Source organism: uncultured Altibacter sp. (assembly GCF_963972995.1).
Lineage (GTDB): Bacteria > Bacteroidota > Bacteroidia > Flavobacteriales > Flavobacteriaceae > Altibacter.
Genome location: NZ_CAXAXI010000008.1, coordinates 61,012 through 78,611 on the forward strand (window position 1 = coordinate 61,012; position 17,600 = coordinate 78,611).

Below are 17,600 nucleotides of genomic sequence, written 5' to 3' on the forward strand. Positions count from 1 at the left end.
GTACAGCGGAACAACTGCATTAGGCTTCAACCTTGTCCAATTCAACTTTTAAATTATCGATGATGAACTCTTGCCGGTCCGGCGTGTTCTTGCCCATGTAGAAGGACAATAGTTCCTCAATGCTCATGGATTTGTCCAGCATTACCGGGTCGAGCCGCATATCTTCTCCTATGAAATGAACAAATTCATCGGGGGAGATCTCACCCAAACCTTTAAATCGAGTGATCTCCGGCTTTGGTCGTAGTTTTTCAATCGCCGCCACGCGCTCTTCTTCGGAATAACAGTAAATAGTTTCTTTTTTGTTTCTCACGCGGAACAAAGGTGTTTGCAGGATGTACAAGTGCCCTTCTTTTATTATTTCGGGGAAGAACTGAAGAAAGAACGTGATAAGTAACAGCCGAATGTGCATCCCATCGACGTCGGCATCAGTAGCGATCACGATGTTATTATATCGCAGGTCTTCCATGGACTCTTCAATATTGAGGGCTGCTTGTAACAAATTGAACTCCTCATTCTCATACACGATCTTCTTTGTTAACCCGTAACAGTTTAAAGGCTTACCTTTTAAGCTGAAGACCGCTTGGGTATTGACATCTCTACTTTTAGTGATGCTTCCGCTGGCCGAATCTCCCTCGGTAATGAACAAGGTACTCTCCAGATTTCGTTCGTTCTTGATGTCTCCGAAATGAACACGGCAATCACGCAGCTTCTTATTGTGTAAACTGGCTTTCTTCGCACGGTCCTTAGCGAGCTTCCGGATTCCGGATAGCTCCTTGCGCTCTCGTTCGGCCTGCATGATCTTTCGTTGGATCTTTTCGGCTATGTCGGTATTTTTGTGCAGGTAATTATCAAGCTGCGTTTTAACGAAATCATTGATATACGTTCGTACCGTAGGCAGCTTCCCTCCCATGTCTGTAGAACCAAGTTTCGTTTTCGTCTGACTCTCAAACACAGGCTCCAAGACTTTAATACTGATGGCGGATACAATCGATTTACGCACATCGCTGGCGTCATAGTTCTTTCCGAAGTACTCACGAATGGTCTTCACAATACTTTCGCGGAATGCCGCTAAGTGCGTTCCTCCCTGCGTGGTGTTTTGTCCGTTGACAAAGCTGTGGTATTCTTCGCTGTATTGGGTTTTACTATGTGTGAGAGCGATCTCAATATCGTCTCCTTTGAGGTGGATCACCGGATATAACATATCTTCCTTAGACATGTTATCTTCCAACAAGTCCTTGAGCCCATTTTCCGAAAAGAACTTCTCACCATTAAAATCGATGGTCAATCCCGGATTAAGGTACACGTAATTCTTGAGCATCTTGGCGACATATTCGCTTCGGAATTTAAAATTCTTAAAAATGCTCTCATCCGGTGAAAAGATCACCTTTGTGCCTTTGCGTTTTGAACTTTCTTCTATTTTTGAATCTTCCGTAAGCTCTCCTTGACTAAACTGCGCATACTTTATTTGATTGTCTCGAACCGATTCTACACGGAAAAATGAGGACAATGCATTAACAGCTTTGGTTCCTACCCCGTTGAGCCCAACCGATTTTTTAAAGGCGCGCGTATCATATTTTCCCCCGGTGTTCATCTTGGAAACCACATCTACTACCTTTCCCAGTGGAATTCCTCTTCCATAATCCCGCACTTTCACTTCCTTGTCCTTGATGCGTATTTCAATAGTCTTTCCGGCACCCATGACAAATTCGTCAATACAATTATCTATGACCTCTTTCAGCAAAATGTAAATGCCATCATCGGGTGACGAACCATCTCCCAATTTCCCAATATACATACCCGGGCGCATACGAATATGCTCCTTCCAATCCAGCGAGCGTATGTTATCTTCTGTGTATTGTGTTTGTGACATGATTTTTCTTGAATGTGCCTAAATATAGGGTTTCAGCTACAAAAAGGAAACCTTAAAAAGGGAAAGTAATTAACAATAAATGCAGGGTCATTGTTAAGAAAATAGTGCATCAACACGCTCATTCAAAGGTGTCATTTTCAATCACTATAAATTTTTTTAAAACTTGGGATTCTTATAAAGGGTGATGAACACTCCGCAGTTATCGATGCGCTTTATCACCTGCCAATGCTGCTGAAGCTGCCGTATCTCTTCGTCTGAAGTAGCATTTTCGATATTGGACAACAAATAGTAGGAATTCGCCTGCAGATCCGGGTTTGCAAAATAAAGGTCCTGCACATGGGAAGCATCGGCCGCGGCGATCTTTCTAAAGTTCATGCGAAGCTGGGTACCTGTTTCAGTAATGGGAATATCCTCCTTTGATATGAATTCCAGCATTTCGGCTTCTACACTATCGTATCGTACATAGGCCAACGAACTGTCCCAGGCTTGTGCGATCGTGGGCGGATAGATCCAAAAGTGTCCGCTTACATAGCCAATCATTATTACTACCAAAAGGCTTCTGCGTAGTGATTTTTGTATGGATAGGTCATACATAAGTCTTATGAACAGGACCCCTGCCAATAAATAACACACCATTAAATAACGGGGGCCAATTGGGTTGCTAAACGGTACAAATCCTAAGAAAAAGGTAACCAGAAAAACCGTTAAGATCAACAGCATCGTACGTATGGAAGACGACAGCGGGGTTTTTCTTCGGAAAGATCGCCATAACAGCAACAGCAGCGGTATCCAAACGAACAACCGTCCGTTTTCCAATATATTTTTTATAAAGACTACCGTGTTCTTTAAGACGCTACTCACAGGAACAGCTTCCCTATGTCCTGAATAATGCGGATTTGGCGTAATGATCACCCAACCTAAAACAATATATTGATAGACCAGGAATGCTATGAACACTAAAAGTCCAAGACCGTAGGCTATTAGCATCTTGCTTTGATATACCAGCAGTTGCTTTCTAACTAGAAAAAAATGAAGTGCCGCAAGGGCTAAAAAAATATAAATGCCGCGCAAGTTGGTGAGTAAAACGCCGCTTAAGGCCAATGCATACCAATTCCATTTGTTCGTAAGAAGGGTATTCAAGCCAAACAACGTAAAGAACAAAAGCAGCATGTCATTATTAAGGCTTGTAGTTTGAGCAATAAAGGTTGGCTCCAAAAAAACCAGAAATACCAGCCACCACGGCAATTCCTTTCCGAAAAAACGAGATGCCAAGATCCAAAGTTGGTAGCACACTCCCAAGTTCACAAGAAGCAATAGCAATCTCGCAGACCAGATCGCTTTTCCGAAGATCGTCCAAAACAGAGCGATCCCTCCAATCCACAATGGAGGATGTCCCGAGTTCAGCTCGGTTGGAACGACCAACCGGGAAAAATCATTCCCATACAACCAATTAGCGCGTTGTGCTTTGGTAAGTGCATCCCAAAAAAAGGGACGATCCATGAAAAAGAAGAATTCTAGTAATAAAAACGAGAATATTACTCCTAATACCCACCACTTCTTACTTTCCGGGTTGAAACGTTCCATGAGCACGAAGATATCATTTCCGAATCATTCCCTAAAATTCAACTAAGGAAATGTTAAATAGAAATCAAGCACCCTATCGCTTCGGTATATTTGAGAAACCAAATGTCTTTAAAAGTACATAAGAACCGAAGGTGGTACCAAGACATTCCATCTTCAAATTTCTCAGAATTTTTATAACGAATGAAAAAAATAACAATCTTTACCTCCTTACTACTGTGTATCTCTCAACTAACTTTTGCGCAAAAGAGTGACTCTCCCTACGAATGGGATTGGACACGCGATGGAATATGGACCGGAGTAGGTCTGGGAGCGAGTGCGGGAGGTCTTTTACTTATACAGAATAAGAAGGATATAACCGAAGAAGAACTGCAAGAGATTCTTGCCAACCAAGACAATATTAACTTTTTAGATGAGTGGGCAGTGGGGAACGATTCTGAAGATGCCAACATGATTAGTGATATCCCCTTTGCCCTCTCATTCGCTACACCCTTTGTTCTGCTATTTGACGATGAGACAAACGACCACACCGGACAGATATTAGGGCTCTATCTTGAAAGTCTTGCGACTACTGCCGGAATGTATACCATTACGGCCGGACTGGTAAACAGGTCCCGTCCTTACGTATACAGTGAGGATGTGGATTTGGGCAGAAGACTGCGCAATAATGGTCAGCGATCCTTTTACTCGGGCCATGTTGCAGCCACTGCTACGGCTACTTTCTTCGCAGCAAAGGTATTCTCCGACTTCAATCCGGATGCTTCAGGGAAGGCCTGGGTTTGGACCGGAGCAGCTGTACTGCCTGCTGCTGTAGGATATTTTAGATTGGAGGCCGGGCAACATTTTTTAACTGATGTTTTGTTGGGCTATGGATTAGGTGCCGTAACGGGGTACTTTGTTCCCGAGCTTCATAAAAAGAAGAATGAGAACGTTACATTATATCCTTCCGCAGGTGTCAATAGAATGACCGGGGATGCCTATAAAGGAATGGCCTTACGCGTTACTTTCTAGCGCAGTCACGAAAAAAAAGCGGCAGCCGCTTGGCTGCCTTTTTCATTATACGTTAAAGCGGAAATGCATCACGTCACCGTCTTGTACGATGTATTCCTTTCCTTCCACCCCCATCTTTCCTGCTTCCTTCACTTTCGCTTCGCTGCCAAAGGCAACATAATCGCTGTACTTAATAACTTCTGCACGAATAAATCCTTTTTCGAAATCGGTATGGATCACTCCTGCCGCCTGCGGTGCCGTCGCCCCCACCGGAATGGTCCAGGCACGTACTTCTTTCACACCTGCCGTAAAATAGGTTTGGAGGTCCAACAATTTATAAGCGCCACGTATCAACTTTGCCGACCCGGGCTCTTGTAATCCCAGATCTTCCAGAAACAACTGTCGTTCTTCAAAGGTTTCTAACTCTGTAATATCTGCTTCAGTCCCAACAGCCAATACAATGACCTCGGCGTTTTCATTGGCAACTGCTTTTTTAACTTGATCTACATAATCATTCCCCTGAGCAGCCGAATTCTCATCTACATTACAAACATACATGACTGGTTTATCGGTAATAAACTGCAGGGGTTTTACATATTCTGCGCGCTCCTCGTCCGACAGATCTATAGCACGAACCGAAATACCCGTTTCCAATCCCGATTTTATCTTTTGAAGCACAGCTTCCTCTTTAACAGCTTCTTTATTTCCTGTGCGAGATGCTCTTTTAACCTTTTCCAGCTTTTTTTCGACTGTTTCAAGATCCTTTAGCTGCAGCTCAATATCTATGGTCTCCTTATCCCGAATAGGGTTCACGCTTCCGTCCACATGGACGATGTTATCATTATCAAAGCATCGCAAAACATGTAAGATCGCATCGGTCTCACGAATGTTTCCGAGAAATTGATTACCCAACCCTTCTCCCTTGCTGGCACCTTTCACCAAGCCTGCAATATCAACGATCTCCACAGTAGCAGGTATCACGCGCTCTGGTTTCACCATCGCTTCCAGTTTTACCAACCGTTCGTCGGGCACATTCACAACACCAATATTGGGTTCTATGGTACAAAACGGAAAGTTCGCACTCTGCGCCTTGGCATTTGATAAACAATTAAAAAGAGTGGATTTCCCTACGTTTGGTAATCCTACGATCCCTGCTTTCATTATAGTTTGTTTTGAGGGTGCAAATATAAGGTTTCAGAAAAAGAAATTGGAAGAATTTTTAGCGGAACTTTATTCAGAAAAAATAGGAAAACTTTGACTCATAATTGGCAGACTTTTAACAAGCCCTTCGTTACTTTTACCTTTATAATCTAAAAAACCGAATCATGAAAAAATTAATGGGATTACTTTGTGTGCTTGCGCTAGGGACATATACCCTACAAGCACAAGAGAATAAGGATGTACAGCAAAAGACCATAGTTAAGAAAGTAACAATGACCGATAATGATAAGGTGGTTACTAAAGTAGTAGAAGAAACAAAGGCTGATATCGACGTAATCGAAGTGGAAGAGAATGGAGAATTGAACCAAGAAGCCAAGGTAGTTACCAAAAATGCTGACAAAACAGCAGTAGTAGCCGAAGCTAACGAAGAAAACACGTCTAACAAGGCCATGGTTGCTGTAAAGAAAAAATCCTTGGAAAACGACATGGAAGCCTCTAAAAAAGCAGAATTGGAAAAAGCAGAAGCTGAAAAAGCTGCACTAGAAGCAAAAAAGAAAGAACTGGAGGCTCAAATGCTTGAAAATAGAAAGAAGTTAGAAAATCGCCCAAAGGGAATGGCCAAACTTAAGAAGGATAATTAGTTAGGCCTATACTTCATAAAAAACCCTCGAAACATCGGGGGTTTTTTAATTAAGCACCTCAGCAATAGCAGCGTGATATTCGGCAAACTCCACGAGATTGTTGTGGGCGCCCTGCGCTATGGTAACAAAAGAAACCAACGCTTCGGGAAATTGAAGCTCAAGGTCTTTTGCAGAAGCATACGGAACCACCGCATCATTTGTTCCGTGAAGTATTAAGATAGGACACTCTATCTTTCCCGCAAAAGAATAGGTTGGAAAATTGAACTTCAGTAAATATTTAATAGGTAAGATTGGGAAACGACGTTGAGCGACATCGGTCATGCTGTAAAATGGTGTTTCTAAGATAAGTTGCTTAGGGCTGTTCTTTGCCGCAACATAGGTTCCCAATGTGGTTCCCAATGAGCGTCCGTAAACCACGATGGCATCCTCAGTCCATTGTTTTAGGAGGTGCTCATACCAAAGCTGCGCATCTTCATACAGTGTCTCTTCAGAAAGTTTTCCCGTACTTTTCCCGTAAGTGCGGTAATCCATGACCAATACATCATACCCGAAAGGAAGAAAATAGGTCGTGATAGCTCCCCATCGCGAAAGATCGCCGGCGTTACCGTGAAAATAAAGAATAATACCCTTGGGAGCAGTTGCTTTAAAATGAAGGGCATTAAGCCTCGCTCCGTCAGTCGTCTCCATGAAAAGCTCTTCAAACGGTGCTGAAAAGGTGTAGGTATAATCCTCTGACAGCTTTGTGGGATGAAATAGAAGTTTTGTTTGCATGGCGTATAGTAAGGTAAGAGACAGTACGACTACAGATAGAACGACAATTAATGTCTTTTTCAAATATCCCATCCTATTTTTTGGCTGAATGTTTAACATGAAGACTCGTGGTGGAAAGATCTATATTGTAATCTTTGGCAGTAAGGATCTCTTCTAGAATTTTGTGGTATTCTTCAAAATTATTGAGGTTTTTATGTCCCCCGCCTATTACCGGGTACAGTCGTGTTTGCTTTGGTTTTATCTGTGAGAGTTTTACACTGCTGCTAAAGGGTATAAGATTGTCTTGTGTACCATGAATGATGCGCACCGGGCAATTTACATATTTCAACCACTTATAGGTAGGCAGCGGATAACGCATAATAATGGATAAAGGCATAAAAGGCATAAACCTTCCTGTGACCTTTGAAAGACTGTAATAGGGAGCATCAAGTATTAACAACTTGGGGTTGTTCATGGATGCTAATTTGGTAGCAAAACCGGACCCAAGGGATCTGCCATAGAGGATTATATATTTTTCGTCCACACGTTCTCGAATGGTATTGTAAATATATTGCAGGTCATTCTTAATCGCCTTTTGTGAACGTTTTCCGGTACTTTTTCCAAAACCGCGATAATCTATCATGATCACATCATACTTGTTTCTGGTAAAATCCACCGCAAACTTCCCCCAGCCTTTAATGCTTTTTGAATTACCTTTCAAATAGAGCACGACCCCGCGCGGATTTCTAACTCTAAAATGCAGCCCATTGATGGTCGCACCGTCTCGAGTTTCCAGATTGTATTCTTCAACGATCTGGTTATCGTAATAGAATTTGAAATCTTTAGGTAATTTTTCGGGCTTGAATAAGAAATATTCCTGAAGGTAATACAGTGCTATACTAATACCAACATATATGGCAAGTACCGTTATAAGTATGTCCAACCAAACAGGCATGTGTCTAAAGTACAAAAAAGTATGCATTTGATACAGGCGACGCCAACAATCCCTTAAAAGCCCGGATTTTAAGAAAAATTATGATAAATTAACTGCTCTTCTTCAAAGTTTAGGAAAGTCTTATCATGCTGTTATCGGTATTTAACATTCATCTTCTGTACTTTTAATTCAGTATTAATCAAAACTGAAACTATTATGAAGAAGATATTAATGGTATGTGCACTAGCAGCGTGTACAACTGCGTTTTCGCAGGTAACCCAAAATGAGAACGAAAAAACGACTACCACAGTAACGAAAACAACCGTTAAGGATAGCAAAGGTGTAGACGTTACAACGAAAGAAGTCACGACCAAGCAAAGCCAAGATTTGGCATTGACAAGTTTCGATGGAAAACACAACTTTAGTACGGTCATGGAGCCTGTAAAAGTGAAAACAGACGTAAACTATTCCAACGACGGAATATCCTATCGTTTCGAACCGCATTCTACAAATGGTTTCCAATTAATTACTATGACGGAAGACGACACTAAGCCTGTAGAATATGCCGTAATTCGTCCGTCGTCGCAGAAAGGATATTATATAATGTCTCAAAATGGTAACAGTTCATTCGGTTATTTTAATCAGAACGGACATTTTGTAGTAGAAAGTTACGACCCTAAAACCGATTCAATCGTATATACATTGTATAAATTGGACCCGGCCGAAACAAAGGTCATGAAGAAAGATAAAATGTAATTAGAGGCTGTAACGCCCCCGTATAAAAGGAAAATGTCATCCAGAGACTTCCATGATGGAACGAGGATGACATTTTTTTTGTTTATATATATCCTACTTGTGATGAAGGAAGGCTTGCTTGCCTAATAATTCTGCTTCACTTTCTACATGGTCCTCATCCGGCACACAACAATCCACCGGGCAAACAGCTGCACATTGTGGCTCATCATGGAAGCCCTTACATTCGGTACACTTATCGGGAACGATATAGTAGATCTCATCACTAATGGGTTCTTGCGTTTCGCCGGCATCCACAGCTTTTCCGTTGGGAAGTACTACATTTCCTTCCAGGTCTGTTCCATCTGCATAGCGCCAATCATCTGCTCCTTCGTAGATCGCAGTATTGGGGCATTCCGGCTCACAAGCGCCGCAGTTAATACATTCATCTGTAATTATAATGGCCATCGGTATTTCTTTTTCTAACTTTGCCGCAAATTTAAGGTCTATAAAGGGCAACTCCAAACTTCGTATGCAATTACAACAAAGAATTAACGCATTTAGTACACTAGGCAGGTTTTTAGGGCAGTTTGGTGAGGAAAATGCTGAAATGAAGCAAGATATACCGTTTAATTCTGAATTTTTCTTCGGAATGAAGGATCGATTGCAGGCAGCACAACACCACAACGGTTGGTTCACTCCCGAAAATCTTCGGTTTGCCTGTAAAAGTTGGTCTGAAGCACTTTCCGAAGCACATATAAAAACCTGGCTATCTGCCTATACAATCAAGGACACATCCCCCAGTACCGTTGCCGTTATCATGGCCGGGAATATACCTTTGGTGGGCTTCCATGATTTTCTTTCGGTTTTGATCTCAGGACATCGTTTTCTCGGTAAGCTTTCCTCAAACGATAGACAACTCCTACCCTATCTCGCATCTTACTTGGTGGCTGTAGCACCCGAATTTGAAGATATGATTGCCTTTTCCGAAGAAAAACTGCAAGACTTTGATGCGGTGATTGCCACAGGGAGTGATAATACGGCGCGATATTTTGACTATTACTTTGGAAAATATCCTCACATTATTCGGAAGACCCGAAATGCCGTTGCCATGCTTACAGGTGATGAAACCCCTGAGCAATTAGAGCTGTTGGCTAATGATATTTTTAGGTATTTCGGACTAGGTTGTAGAAATGTTTCGAAGATCTATGTGCCCGAGGGCTATGATTTCGACCCATTCTTCAAGGCGATGTACTCTTGGAAAGACATCATCAATCATACAAAATACATCAATAATTACGATTATAACAAAGCTGTCTATCTCATGAGTGGCATGGACCTTTTAGACAATGAGTTTCTTTTGCTGAAGAAGGATGAAGGCTTCTCCTCTCCTATTTCGGTGGTTTTTTGGGAATCCTACACTGATGCTTCGGAAGTACGCGCAACTCTAGCCGAACAACGGGATCATTTACAATGTATAGTTTCTATAGATGACATTCCTTTTGGTGAGGGACAAACGCCTCGTTTATGGGACTATGCCGACGGTGTCGATACACTCTCGTTCCTGTTGAAATTATCTTGATAAATTATCAATATATTAACCCCAAATGCTGTTAGAATTTACATCTTTGTATCGCAAAACATTCAATTTCAATGAAAAAACATAATTTTAGCGCCGGTCCTTGTATTCTTCCGCAGTCGGTAATGCAAAAAGCTTCAGAAGCAGTTTTAAACTTTAACGGTTTGGATCTGTCACTCATAGAAATTTCACATCGCAGCAAAGATTTTGTGGATGTAATGGACAAGGCGCGTGCCTTGGCCTTAGAACATTTGGGACTTCAAAATAAAGGATACCAAGCCCTATTCTTACAAGGTGGAGCAAGTTTAGAATTTCTGATGGTGGCTTATAATTTATTGGAGAATAAAGCGGCTTATTTAAATACGGGTACTTGGAGCGACAAAGCTATCAAGGAAGCAAAGTTACTTGGAGACGTTGTTGAAGTGGCATCTTCTAAAGAAAGTAACTTCAACTACATCCCAAAGAATTATGAGGTTCCTTCCAACGCCGATTATTTTCATTGTACCAGCAACAATACCATCTTCGGAACGCAACTGCAAAGTTTCCCGGAGACCAATGTACCTATCGTTTGCGATATGAGCAGCGATATCTTCTCAAGGCAACTGGATTTTTCAAAATTTGCACTTATATATGCAGGTGCTCAAAAGAACATGGGCCCGGCAGGAACAACCCTGGTGGTCGTAAAAGAAGATATTCTAGGAAAGGTTTCAAGAAAGATTCCTTCTATGTTGAATTATCAAGTCCATATTAGTAAAGAAAGCATGTTCAATACGCCGGCTGTATTCCCTGTATATGTGTCCATGTTGACTTTAGAATGGTTGAAAGACATGGGAGGCGTTGCTGCCATTGAAAAAATCAACAATCAAAAGGCAGCGTTGCTTTACAGTGAAATTGACCGTAATCCGCTGTTTGAAGGATTCGTCCCCAATAAGGAGGATCGTTCTAAGATGAACGCCACATTTAATCTCACGGACAACAACCAAAAGGACCGCTTTGACAGCCTTTGGAAAGCGGCCGGTATCAATGGTTTGAATGGGCATCGCAGTGTAGGAGGATATCGCGCATCCATGTACAATGCTTTGCCTTTAGAAAGCGTACAAGTCTTGGTAGATGTGATGCAAGAATTGGAACGATCTAACTAAATACATCTCTAGCGGTATCAAAGGAACAGTTACTTCTTGAGTATCTAACAGGATCCAACATAGTATATTAAAGAATTAAATTTAAAACGAATTATGAAAGTATTAGCGAACGACGGTATTTCAAGATCAGGAATTGAAGCGCTGGAAAAAGAAGGTTTTGAGGTAATCACCACTAAAGTCGCACAAGAACAACTCATTAACTTTATCAATGAGCACTCCATTGACGTCATTCTGGTTCGCAGTGCTACACAAGTACGCAAAGATGTAATAGACGCATGTCCCTCTGTAAAAGTAATTGGCAGGGGTGGTGTAGGCATGGACAATATAGATGTAGCCTATGCCCGTGAAAAGGGAATTGAAGTGATCAATACCCCGGCGGCATCTTCATCATCGGTAGCAGAATTGGTATTTGCGCACCTCTTTGGCGGTGTTCGCTTTTTGCATGATGCTAACAGAAACATGCCCTTGGACGGCGATAGCCGTTTTAAAGATTTAAAGAAGAACTATGCCGGCGGAAGTGAATTACGCGGAAAGACCATTGGCATCATCGGATTTGGGCGTATAGGACGTGAAGTTGCAAAAATCGCCTTAGGGTGCGGTATGAAAGTAATTGCCAGCGATAGCCATGTAGGTGAAGCAGATATCACATTGAAGTTTTACGACGGACAAGAAATTACGTTAAAAATAAAGACCGAACCTGTTTCAGAATTAATAAAACACAGTGATTTTATCACTTTGCATGTTCCTGCACAAAAAGATTACATTATTGGACGAAACGAAATAGAACAAATGAAGAATGGCGCTGCCATAATCAATGCGGCACGAGGAGGTGTTATCGATGAAGTAGCGTTAATAGACGCCTTGGACAGCGGAAAACTTTCCTTTGCGGGTCTGGATACTTTTGAACAGGAACCCACACCTGCTATTAAGGTCCTTATGAACGAAAAGATCTCACTGAGTCCACACATTGGTGCAGCGACCGATGAAGCGCAAGATCGAATAGGCACCGAGTTAGCAGAACAGATCATAGCGATTTTAAAACCTGCCACGAGATAATTGTGTAATTTTAGAATTATATTTTATAAACCAACTATATGGCAAGTTTAGTAGATTTAATCCAAAGTGATCTCGGGAGACAAATTATCAACGGAGTAAGTAATGAAACAAGTCAACCGGAAGATAAGACCGCAGCAGTCGTCTCTATGGCAATACCTCTGTTAATGGGTGCTATGAAAAGAAATACTTCAAAATCTGAAGGAGCTTCAGGTTTAATGAATGCGCTCAATGCGAAGCACGATGGTAGTATATTAGACAACCTTGGAGAACTTTTTGGCGGTGGTGTCAATGAAGAAGTAAAGATCGATGGTCTCGGGATTTTAGGTCATGTGCTGGGTGGTTCACAAGATAATGTAGTAGCTGCCATTTCGAAGAAATCCGGTGTGGACAGTAATTCTGTAATGCAGATCCTAGCTGTCCTCGCTCCTATTGTTCTAGGGTATCTGGGAAAAGAAAAACAACAACAGAACGTACAATCGGAGTCGGGATTGGACAGTTTACTGGGTGGTATGTTGGGAGGTGGTCGACGTCAACAAAAGAGACAGCAAAGCCTCATTGAAACCTTGTTAGACGGCGATGGTGACGGCAGTGTTGTCGATGATATTGCAGGTATGGTATTGGGAGGCGGCAGCAAATCAAAAAAAGGAGGTCTTCTGGGAAGTCTCTTCGGAAGATAATTAAAAGATAACCATTCGTACAACCACGCCCTGCGTGGTTTTTTAATGTTAAAGCCCGTTAAAATCGGTTAAACGAAGAGGAACCTTTTGTAATTTTATAAAAATCTTCAGTATGAGAGTATTATTCGTTTTATGTATCCTCGCTCTTAGCATCTACAGCTGTGAATCCGGTAAGTCTGTTATGAAGGGAGACACGGCAACAGGCAGCACGTCTGATACGATTCGCATCGCTAATGACAGTTTGGAATATGAGATCCTCATTATTGAACCCGGTTTTGATGCGTGGCTAATCACGCAACCCCCACGTTCTTATTATGAAACGACCTTCCTGGAGAACCGAAATTATTTCTATGTATTAGAGTACAATAACAGGGTTCGCAATTTGTCTTTTTCAAGAGCATTATATCCACAGGAGATCGAATATAGATCGGATATCGATTATGGGCATGAGGTCAATTATTTACTCTATAATTATTTTCAATTCTTCGAACAAAAATATAGGCAGCGGCTACGATGAAGCGTTTGAAAGAACGTTGGAATATTACTTCTAACTGGCAACTTTTTGTTATTTTTGTGGTGTTCGCCATTACCGGTAGTACAGCCGCAAAATTTGCAGGCCCCATGACAAGTTGGGTAGGCATCACAAGAGAGATGGGTTGGTTGCTTTATTGGACGACACGTATTGTGATCATTTTTCCGCTGTATCAGGTCCTTCTCGTCCTATTTGGATGGCTATTTGGCGAATACACCTTTTTTTGGGAATTTGAGAAAAAGATGCTGCGCGGTATGAAATTGGGATTTTTAATTGGAAGCAAATAATGTTAGTGAAAAGCGATATTAGGCAATATATCATAACACCGTTCTTGGTGTTCGCCTTGCTGTTCCCTTCTGCGTTTCAGTTCTCCCATCTTTTTGAAGGTCATGATCACAAACCCTGCAATGATGTTCTTACCCATATTCACGAAGACAAGTTAGATTGTTCAATAAACTTCTTTTTCTTTTCAAAAATCTATCTTTTTCATGAAGGAACTCAAGAGATCTTAGTTACGAAAGTTGAAAAGAAAGCTTCAGAATATTTCATAAAACGACTGCATAATAACACATATAGGTTTAAACAATTGAGAGCACCCCCGGCGTATATTTAAAGTTCTCTTTTGTCCATTCTAAACCTTTTAATATGCGCATTTTATTGCTTGCAATTTTTGTAGCGAGTAATTTTGTTTGTACGGTCTATTCTCAAGATTGTAATCTAAAATTTACTGGTACTATTCGCGATTTCCATGATAGTTCACCTTTGATAGGTGCCACTATTGTCATTGCAGGAATTGATGCAGCCACTCAAACCGATCTCGATGGTACTTTCGAGTTCAACTCCTTGTGTGAGGGCGATTATAATTTACAAATTTCCCACCCAGAGTGTAAAACCAAAGTGGTTTCAATATCCATAAGTGATGATGATGAGAAAACGTTTTACCTAGAGCATCATATAGATTCTTTAAACGAGATCGTTTTATCGGCTAAGGCCTACACGACTAAAACAGAAACTGTTTTGGAGAATACAATAGATAGGGACATGCTGGAGAATTACAGTGGCCAAAGTTTGGGAGACGCAATACGAAACTTAAGTGGGGTTACTACACTCAATACTGGAAATACAGTGGTGAAACCGGTGATTAATGGTTTGCATAGCAGCAGAGTTTCAACAATTAATAATGGCGTTCGCATGCAAGATCAAGAATGGGGTGTGGAACATTCTCCCAATGTCGATCTAAATACTGCTAGTCGAATTACGGTTATAAAAGGGGCGTCAGCATTGCAATATACCGGTGATGCCATTGGCGGAATAATTGTTACTGAGCCGGTTCGCATCCCCATAAAGGATTCGCTATTTGGAAGGAGCATTTTCACCTTTAGCAGCAATGGTAAAGGTGGATCCAACACTACATCTTTAATTAAAAGTTTCGAAAGTGGCTGGAATGCTCAAATTCAAGGGACTTTTAAGCGGTTTGGGGATTTCGAATCTCCGGATTATGTTCTTTCAAATACAGGAAATTTTGAAAGGGATTTTTTATTAAAATCAGGTTTAAACAGGATCAACTGGGGCGTGGATATTCTCTATTCTTATTTTAAAAATGAAGTAGGGATCTTAAGAGCTTCACATTTAGGAGGTGCAGAAGACCAAGTAATTGCCATAAATAGTGATCGCCCGTTAATTATTGAAGACTTTACTTACGAAATTGACCAACCCAGACAGGAGGTAACCCATCAAATCGGAAAAGTAAATGTTTTCAAAAAATACGAAGGCTTCGGAACTGTGAAATTCCAGTATGACTTTCAATTAAATAACCGATTGGAATTTGATGTTAGAAGAGGTGACAACAGAGATACACCTTCGGTAGATCTCGAATTAACCACACATAACTTTCAAATGGACCTGGAAGAGGATAAAGGAAATTTCTCTTTTAAAACCGGCTTGGCTTTTAATTACCAAACAAATTTTGCGAATCCCGATACCGGTGTTAGAAGACTTATTCCCGACTATGACCAATATAAGCTGGGAGGTTTTTTTATAGCCGATTATCAATTTAGTGATCGTCTTATAGGAGAAGCAGGAATTCGTTTTGACCACACATCCATGGATGTACTAAAATTCTATAGAACTTCATTTTGGGAAAGTAGAAACTACGACGAACTCTTCCCCGAATTGGTTGTGGAAGAATTTGGAAATCAGATTTTAACTAATCCTAAGCCGAGCTTCAACAATGTAGCTGCAACGTTGGGAGCGAGTTACAACTTGAAGGATGATTGGTGGATTTTTAGCAATTTGGCACTTTCACAAAGAGCTCCAAATCCTTCTGAATTGTTTAGCGAAGGTTTGCATCACAGTGCTTCCCGTATCGAATTGGGCGATCTAAGGTTTTCTTCGGAGATATCGAAGAAAGTTCTTTTGGCCATTCAGAAAAAAGGGAACCTCAGTTTTTCGGTACAGCCCTTTTACAATCATTTGGACAATTTTATCATCATTGAGCCTACAGGGGTTCAGCAAACCGTGCGTGGCAATTTTCAAGTATGGGAATATCGCCAAGTTCCGGCAGCGATTTTTGGTGTCGACGTAGACTTTGGGTATAAAATTAGTGAGACCTTGGATTTTTCGCATCAGTTCTCTTTTTTGAAAGGATACGAGCGAAGCAACAGCACCCCTTTAATAAATATGCCTCCGGTAAACCTTTATAATACCTTGGCATACACAAAAGAAAGTTGGTCTTTTTCTGTCAAACAGCAATACGTATTTAGACAAAATGAATTTCCAAACAATAATTTTGAAGTTTTTTTACCTGAGACTGAAACTTTTGAAACAGTAGACGTTAGTACCCCACCCGATGCATACAATCTCTTTGAAATAGCCGGAAACTATACGTTCGTTTTGTTTGAAAAAACTAAGGCTGCCATTGGCATTCAGGTACAAAATCTTTTTAATCAATCGTACAGAAATTATTTAAACCGCCTCCGTTATTATGCAGATGACTTAGGAAGAAATTTTTTAATAACAACTAAAATAAATTTTTAAAATGAAAAAATCATATATATCTATTTTGCTTTTCACGATCGCAGGCTTGTTTGTAGCTTGCTCAAATGATGACGATAGTACCGAACCTGTAAATGAGGAAGAAATAATAACAACCGTTATCTTAACATTTACTCCTGATGGCGGCGGGACAGCCGTTGTGTTGACTTCCAGAGATTTGGACGGTGATGGGCCTAATGCGCCTGTAGTGACTGTATCCGGTGACTTTGCGGCAAATACTAACTATAACGGTACCGTACAATTTTTAAACGAGACCGAAAATCCTGCCGAAGATATAACGGTAGAGGTTAATGCCGAAGCCGAAGAGCACCAAGTTTTCTATATTCCAAGTACAAATTTGAACCTAAGTTTCCAATATGAGAATGTAGATAGCAATGGTAATCCGCTTGGCACTTTATTTTCTGCCATGGCAGGAGCTGCAAGTACAGGAAGTCTTAACTTGGTTTTACGTCATGAACCTAAAAAGCCTAATGATGGCACATTGGGTGATGCAGGTGGAGAAACCGATGTCTCGGTAAATTTTCCCCTCACAATTCAATAAATAATGATAAAAAAAAAGCCCCGAACGGGGCTTTTTTATTCGTTTACTTTTACTTCAATAGGTTGCGGTTGTGGATGTTTTTTTGTTGAAAGTACAAAGGTATATAACCACATAAGTGTAAAGGTAGGGATAAAGTCACTTATGGGTAGAATTTCTTCAATGAATACGATCACCGAAGCTACTTTTCCGGAAGTACCTGAATACATATCATTCATTTTCTTTGCAGCGTAAGGCGCCCAAAGGAGGTCAAGAAAAGGGCCCACAACGGGGATCGCCATAGTGATCATCCCCACCGCATCAAAAAGCAAACCTTTCCTGAGTAATGTATATTTAGATTGTTGCATAGTTTTTAATTTAATT

19 protein-coding genes are annotated in these 17,600 nt (G+C 41.0%); 11 read left to right on the top strand and 8 right to left on the bottom strand.

Features of this window, described 5'->3' with window-relative positions; genetic code table 11:
- Positions 1-19 precede the first annotated feature (19 nt).
- Positions 20-1,870, bottom strand: coding sequence for a DNA topoisomerase IV subunit B (locus AACZ11_RS05075; protein WP_290627259.1), 1,851 nt, complete (start codon positions 1,868-1,870; stop codon positions 20-22).
- Positions 1,871-2,026: 156 nt separating this feature from the next.
- Complete coding sequence (locus tag AACZ11_RS05080) at positions 2,027-3,454, bottom strand: glycosyltransferase family 39 protein (RefSeq protein ID WP_290627258.1); 1,428 nt, start codon at positions 3,452-3,454, stop codon at positions 2,027-2,029.
- A 180-nt stretch (positions 3,455-3,634) separates the two neighbouring features.
- Here AACZ11_RS05080 and AACZ11_RS05085 point away from each other — a divergent pair, with 180 nt between their 5' ends.
- Positions 3,635-4,462 carry a phosphatase PAP2 family protein gene (locus tag AACZ11_RS05085; RefSeq protein ID WP_290627257.1) on the top strand — a complete coding sequence of 276 codons (828 nt, stop codon included), beginning with the start codon at positions 3,635-3,637 and terminating at the stop codon, positions 4,460-4,462.
- Positions 4,463-4,507: 45 nt separating this feature from the next.
- Here the strand turns inward: AACZ11_RS05085 and ychF are convergent, their stop codons facing one another.
- Complete coding sequence (gene ychF / locus AACZ11_RS05090) at positions 4,508-5,602, bottom strand: redox-regulated ATPase YchF (protein ID WP_290627256.1); 1,095 nt, start codon at positions 5,600-5,602, stop codon at positions 4,508-4,510.
- 164 nt (positions 5,603-5,766) lie between these two features.
- Here ychF and AACZ11_RS05095 point away from each other — a divergent pair, with 164 nt between their 5' ends.
- Positions 5,767-6,243, top strand: a complete 477-nt coding sequence (locus AACZ11_RS05095) for a hypothetical protein (protein ID WP_290627255.1) — start codon at positions 5,767-5,769, stop codon at positions 6,241-6,243.
- A gap of 45 nt (positions 6,244-6,288) precedes the next feature.
- Here the strand turns inward: AACZ11_RS05095 and AACZ11_RS05100 are convergent, their stop codons facing one another.
- Entirely contained in the window at positions 6,289-7,086 is a 798-nt protein-coding gene (locus AACZ11_RS05100) for an alpha/beta fold hydrolase (protein WP_290627254.1), read from the bottom strand.
- 1 nt (position 7,087) lies between these two features.
- Positions 7,088-7,948 (bottom strand): alpha/beta fold hydrolase, encoded by an 861-nt coding sequence (locus tag AACZ11_RS05105; RefSeq protein ID WP_290627369.1) that lies wholly within the window; start codon positions 7,946-7,948, stop codon positions 7,088-7,090.
- 195 nt (positions 7,949-8,143) lie between these two features.
- Here AACZ11_RS05105 and AACZ11_RS05110 point away from each other — a divergent pair, with 195 nt between their 5' ends.
- Positions 8,144-8,683 carry a hypothetical protein gene (locus tag AACZ11_RS05110; RefSeq protein ID WP_290627253.1) on the top strand — a complete coding sequence of 180 codons (540 nt, stop codon included), beginning with the start codon at positions 8,144-8,146 and terminating at the stop codon, positions 8,681-8,683.
- A gap of 93 nt (positions 8,684-8,776) precedes the next feature.
- Here the strand turns inward: AACZ11_RS05110 and AACZ11_RS05115 are convergent, their stop codons facing one another.
- Positions 8,777-9,127, bottom strand: a complete 351-nt coding sequence (locus AACZ11_RS05115; protein WP_290627252.1) for a 4Fe-4S dicluster domain-containing protein — start codon at positions 9,125-9,127, stop codon at positions 8,777-8,779.
- A 64-nt stretch (positions 9,128-9,191) separates the two neighbouring features.
- Between AACZ11_RS05115 and AACZ11_RS05120 the strand changes: the two genes are divergently transcribed.
- The 6 genes from AACZ11_RS05120 (at position 9,192) to AACZ11_RS05145 (ending at position 13,932) form a co-directional block, all read left to right on the top strand.
- Positions 9,192-10,241 carry an acyl-CoA reductase gene (locus AACZ11_RS05120; RefSeq protein ID WP_339831672.1) on the top strand — a complete coding sequence of 350 codons (1,050 nt, stop codon included), beginning with the start codon at positions 9,192-9,194 and terminating at the stop codon, positions 10,239-10,241.
- Positions 10,242-10,312: 71 nt separating this feature from the next.
- Complete coding sequence (serC, locus tag AACZ11_RS05125; protein WP_290627250.1) at positions 10,313-11,380, top strand: 3-phosphoserine/phosphohydroxythreonine transaminase; 1,068 nt, start codon at positions 10,313-10,315, stop codon at positions 11,378-11,380.
- Positions 11,381-11,473: 93 nt separating this feature from the next.
- The gene (locus AACZ11_RS05130; RefSeq protein WP_290627249.1) at positions 11,474-12,436 is read left to right on the top strand and encodes a D-2-hydroxyacid dehydrogenase; all 963 of its coding nucleotides are present in this window, start codon (positions 11,474-11,476) and stop codon (positions 12,434-12,436) included.
- 38 nt (positions 12,437-12,474) lie between these two features.
- Positions 12,475-13,113 (top strand): DUF937 domain-containing protein, encoded by a 639-nt coding sequence (locus AACZ11_RS05135; RefSeq protein WP_290627248.1) that lies wholly within the window; start codon positions 12,475-12,477, stop codon positions 13,111-13,113.
- A gap of 112 nt (positions 13,114-13,225) precedes the next feature.
- Positions 13,226-13,630, top strand: coding sequence for a DUF6146 family protein (locus tag AACZ11_RS05140; protein WP_290627247.1), 405 nt, complete (start codon positions 13,226-13,228; stop codon positions 13,628-13,630).
- Positions 13,627-13,932, top strand: a complete 306-nt coding sequence (locus tag AACZ11_RS05145) for a DUF6787 family protein (protein WP_290627246.1) — start codon at positions 13,627-13,629, stop codon at positions 13,930-13,932. Before AACZ11_RS05140 ends, AACZ11_RS05145 begins: the two co-directional genes overlap by 4 nt.
- 2 nt (positions 13,933-13,934) lie before the next feature.
- Here AACZ11_RS05145 and AACZ11_RS05150 read toward each other — a convergent pair whose 3' ends face one another.
- The gene (locus tag AACZ11_RS05150) at positions 13,935-14,069 is read right to left on the bottom strand and encodes a hypothetical protein (protein ID WP_290627245.1); all 135 of its coding nucleotides are present in this window, start codon (positions 14,067-14,069) and stop codon (positions 13,935-13,937) included.
- 221 nt (positions 14,070-14,290) lie between these two features.
- On the opposite strand from AACZ11_RS05150, the gene AACZ11_RS05155 reads away from it, so the two are divergent.
- Positions 14,291-16,681 carry a TonB-dependent receptor gene (locus AACZ11_RS05155; RefSeq protein WP_290627244.1) on the top strand — a complete coding sequence of 797 codons (2,391 nt, stop codon included), beginning with the start codon at positions 14,291-14,293 and terminating at the stop codon, positions 16,679-16,681.
- Position 16,682: 1 nt separating this feature from the next.
- Positions 16,683-17,240: a type 1 periplasmic binding fold superfamily protein gene (locus tag AACZ11_RS05160; RefSeq protein WP_290627243.1), complete on the top strand. Its 558-nt coding sequence runs from the start codon at positions 16,683-16,685 to the stop codon at positions 17,238-17,240.
- 35 nt (positions 17,241-17,275) lie between these two features.
- On the opposite strand, the gene AACZ11_RS05165 is transcribed toward AACZ11_RS05160, so the two are convergent.
- Complete coding sequence (locus AACZ11_RS05165) at positions 17,276-17,584, bottom strand: hypothetical protein (protein WP_290627241.1); 309 nt, start codon at positions 17,582-17,584, stop codon at positions 17,276-17,278.
- Between the last annotated feature and the right edge of the window lie 16 nt (positions 17,585-17,600).

Bases quoted from the DNA above. Each gene is read 5' to 3' on its own strand.
- AACZ11_RS05130 (WP_290627249.1), top strand. From the start codon at position 11,474: ATGAAAGTATTAGCGAACGACGGTATTTCAAGATCAGGAATTGAAGCG.
- AACZ11_RS05105 (WP_290627369.1), bottom strand. From the start codon at position 7,948: ATGCCTGTTTGGTTGGACATACTTATAACGGTACTTGCCATATATGTT.
- AACZ11_RS05080 (WP_290627258.1), bottom strand. From the start codon at position 3,454: ATGGAACGTTTCAACCCGGAAAGTAAGAAGTGGTGGGTATTAGGAGTA.
- AACZ11_RS05075 (WP_290627259.1), bottom strand. From the start codon at position 1,870: ATGTCACAAACACAATACACAGAAGATAACATACGCTCGCTGGATTGG.
- AACZ11_RS05120 (WP_339831672.1), top strand. From the start codon at position 9,192: ATGCAATTACAACAAAGAATTAACGCATTTAGTACACTAGGCAGGTTT.
- AACZ11_RS05150 (WP_290627245.1), bottom strand. From the start codon at position 14,069: ATGGGTAAGAACATCATTGCAGGGTTTGTGATCATGACCTTCAAAAAG.
- ychF (WP_290627256.1), bottom strand. From the start codon at position 5,602: ATGAAAGCAGGGATCGTAGGATTACCAAACGTAGGGAAATCCACTCTT.
- AACZ11_RS05085 (WP_290627257.1), top strand. From the start codon at position 3,635: ATGAAAAAAATAACAATCTTTACCTCCTTACTACTGTGTATCTCTCAA.
- AACZ11_RS05140 (WP_290627247.1), top strand. From the start codon at position 13,226: ATGAGAGTATTATTCGTTTTATGTATCCTCGCTCTTAGCATCTACAGC.
- AACZ11_RS05095 (WP_290627255.1), top strand. From the start codon at position 5,767: ATGAAAAAATTAATGGGATTACTTTGTGTGCTTGCGCTAGGGACATAT.
- serC (WP_290627250.1), top strand. From the start codon at position 10,313: ATGAAAAAACATAATTTTAGCGCCGGTCCTTGTATTCTTCCGCAGTCG.
- AACZ11_RS05110 (WP_290627253.1), top strand. From the start codon at position 8,144: ATGAAGAAGATATTAATGGTATGTGCACTAGCAGCGTGTACAACTGCG.
- AACZ11_RS05160 (WP_290627243.1), top strand. From the start codon at position 16,683: ATGAAAAAATCATATATATCTATTTTGCTTTTCACGATCGCAGGCTTG.
- AACZ11_RS05135 (WP_290627248.1), top strand. From the start codon at position 12,475: ATGGCAAGTTTAGTAGATTTAATCCAAAGTGATCTCGGGAGACAAATT.
- AACZ11_RS05155 (WP_290627244.1), top strand. From the start codon at position 14,291: ATGCGCATTTTATTGCTTGCAATTTTTGTAGCGAGTAATTTTGTTTGT.
- AACZ11_RS05165 (WP_290627241.1), bottom strand. From the start codon at position 17,584: ATGCAACAATCTAAATATACATTACTCAGGAAAGGTTTGCTTTTTGAT.
- AACZ11_RS05145 (WP_290627246.1), top strand. From the start codon at position 13,627: ATGAAGCGTTTGAAAGAACGTTGGAATATTACTTCTAACTGGCAACTT.
- AACZ11_RS05115 (WP_290627252.1), bottom strand. From the start codon at position 9,127: ATGGCCATTATAATTACAGATGAATGTATTAACTGCGGCGCTTGTGAG.
- AACZ11_RS05100 (WP_290627254.1), bottom strand. From the start codon at position 7,086: ATGGGATATTTGAAAAAGACATTAATTGTCGTTCTATCTGTAGTCGTA.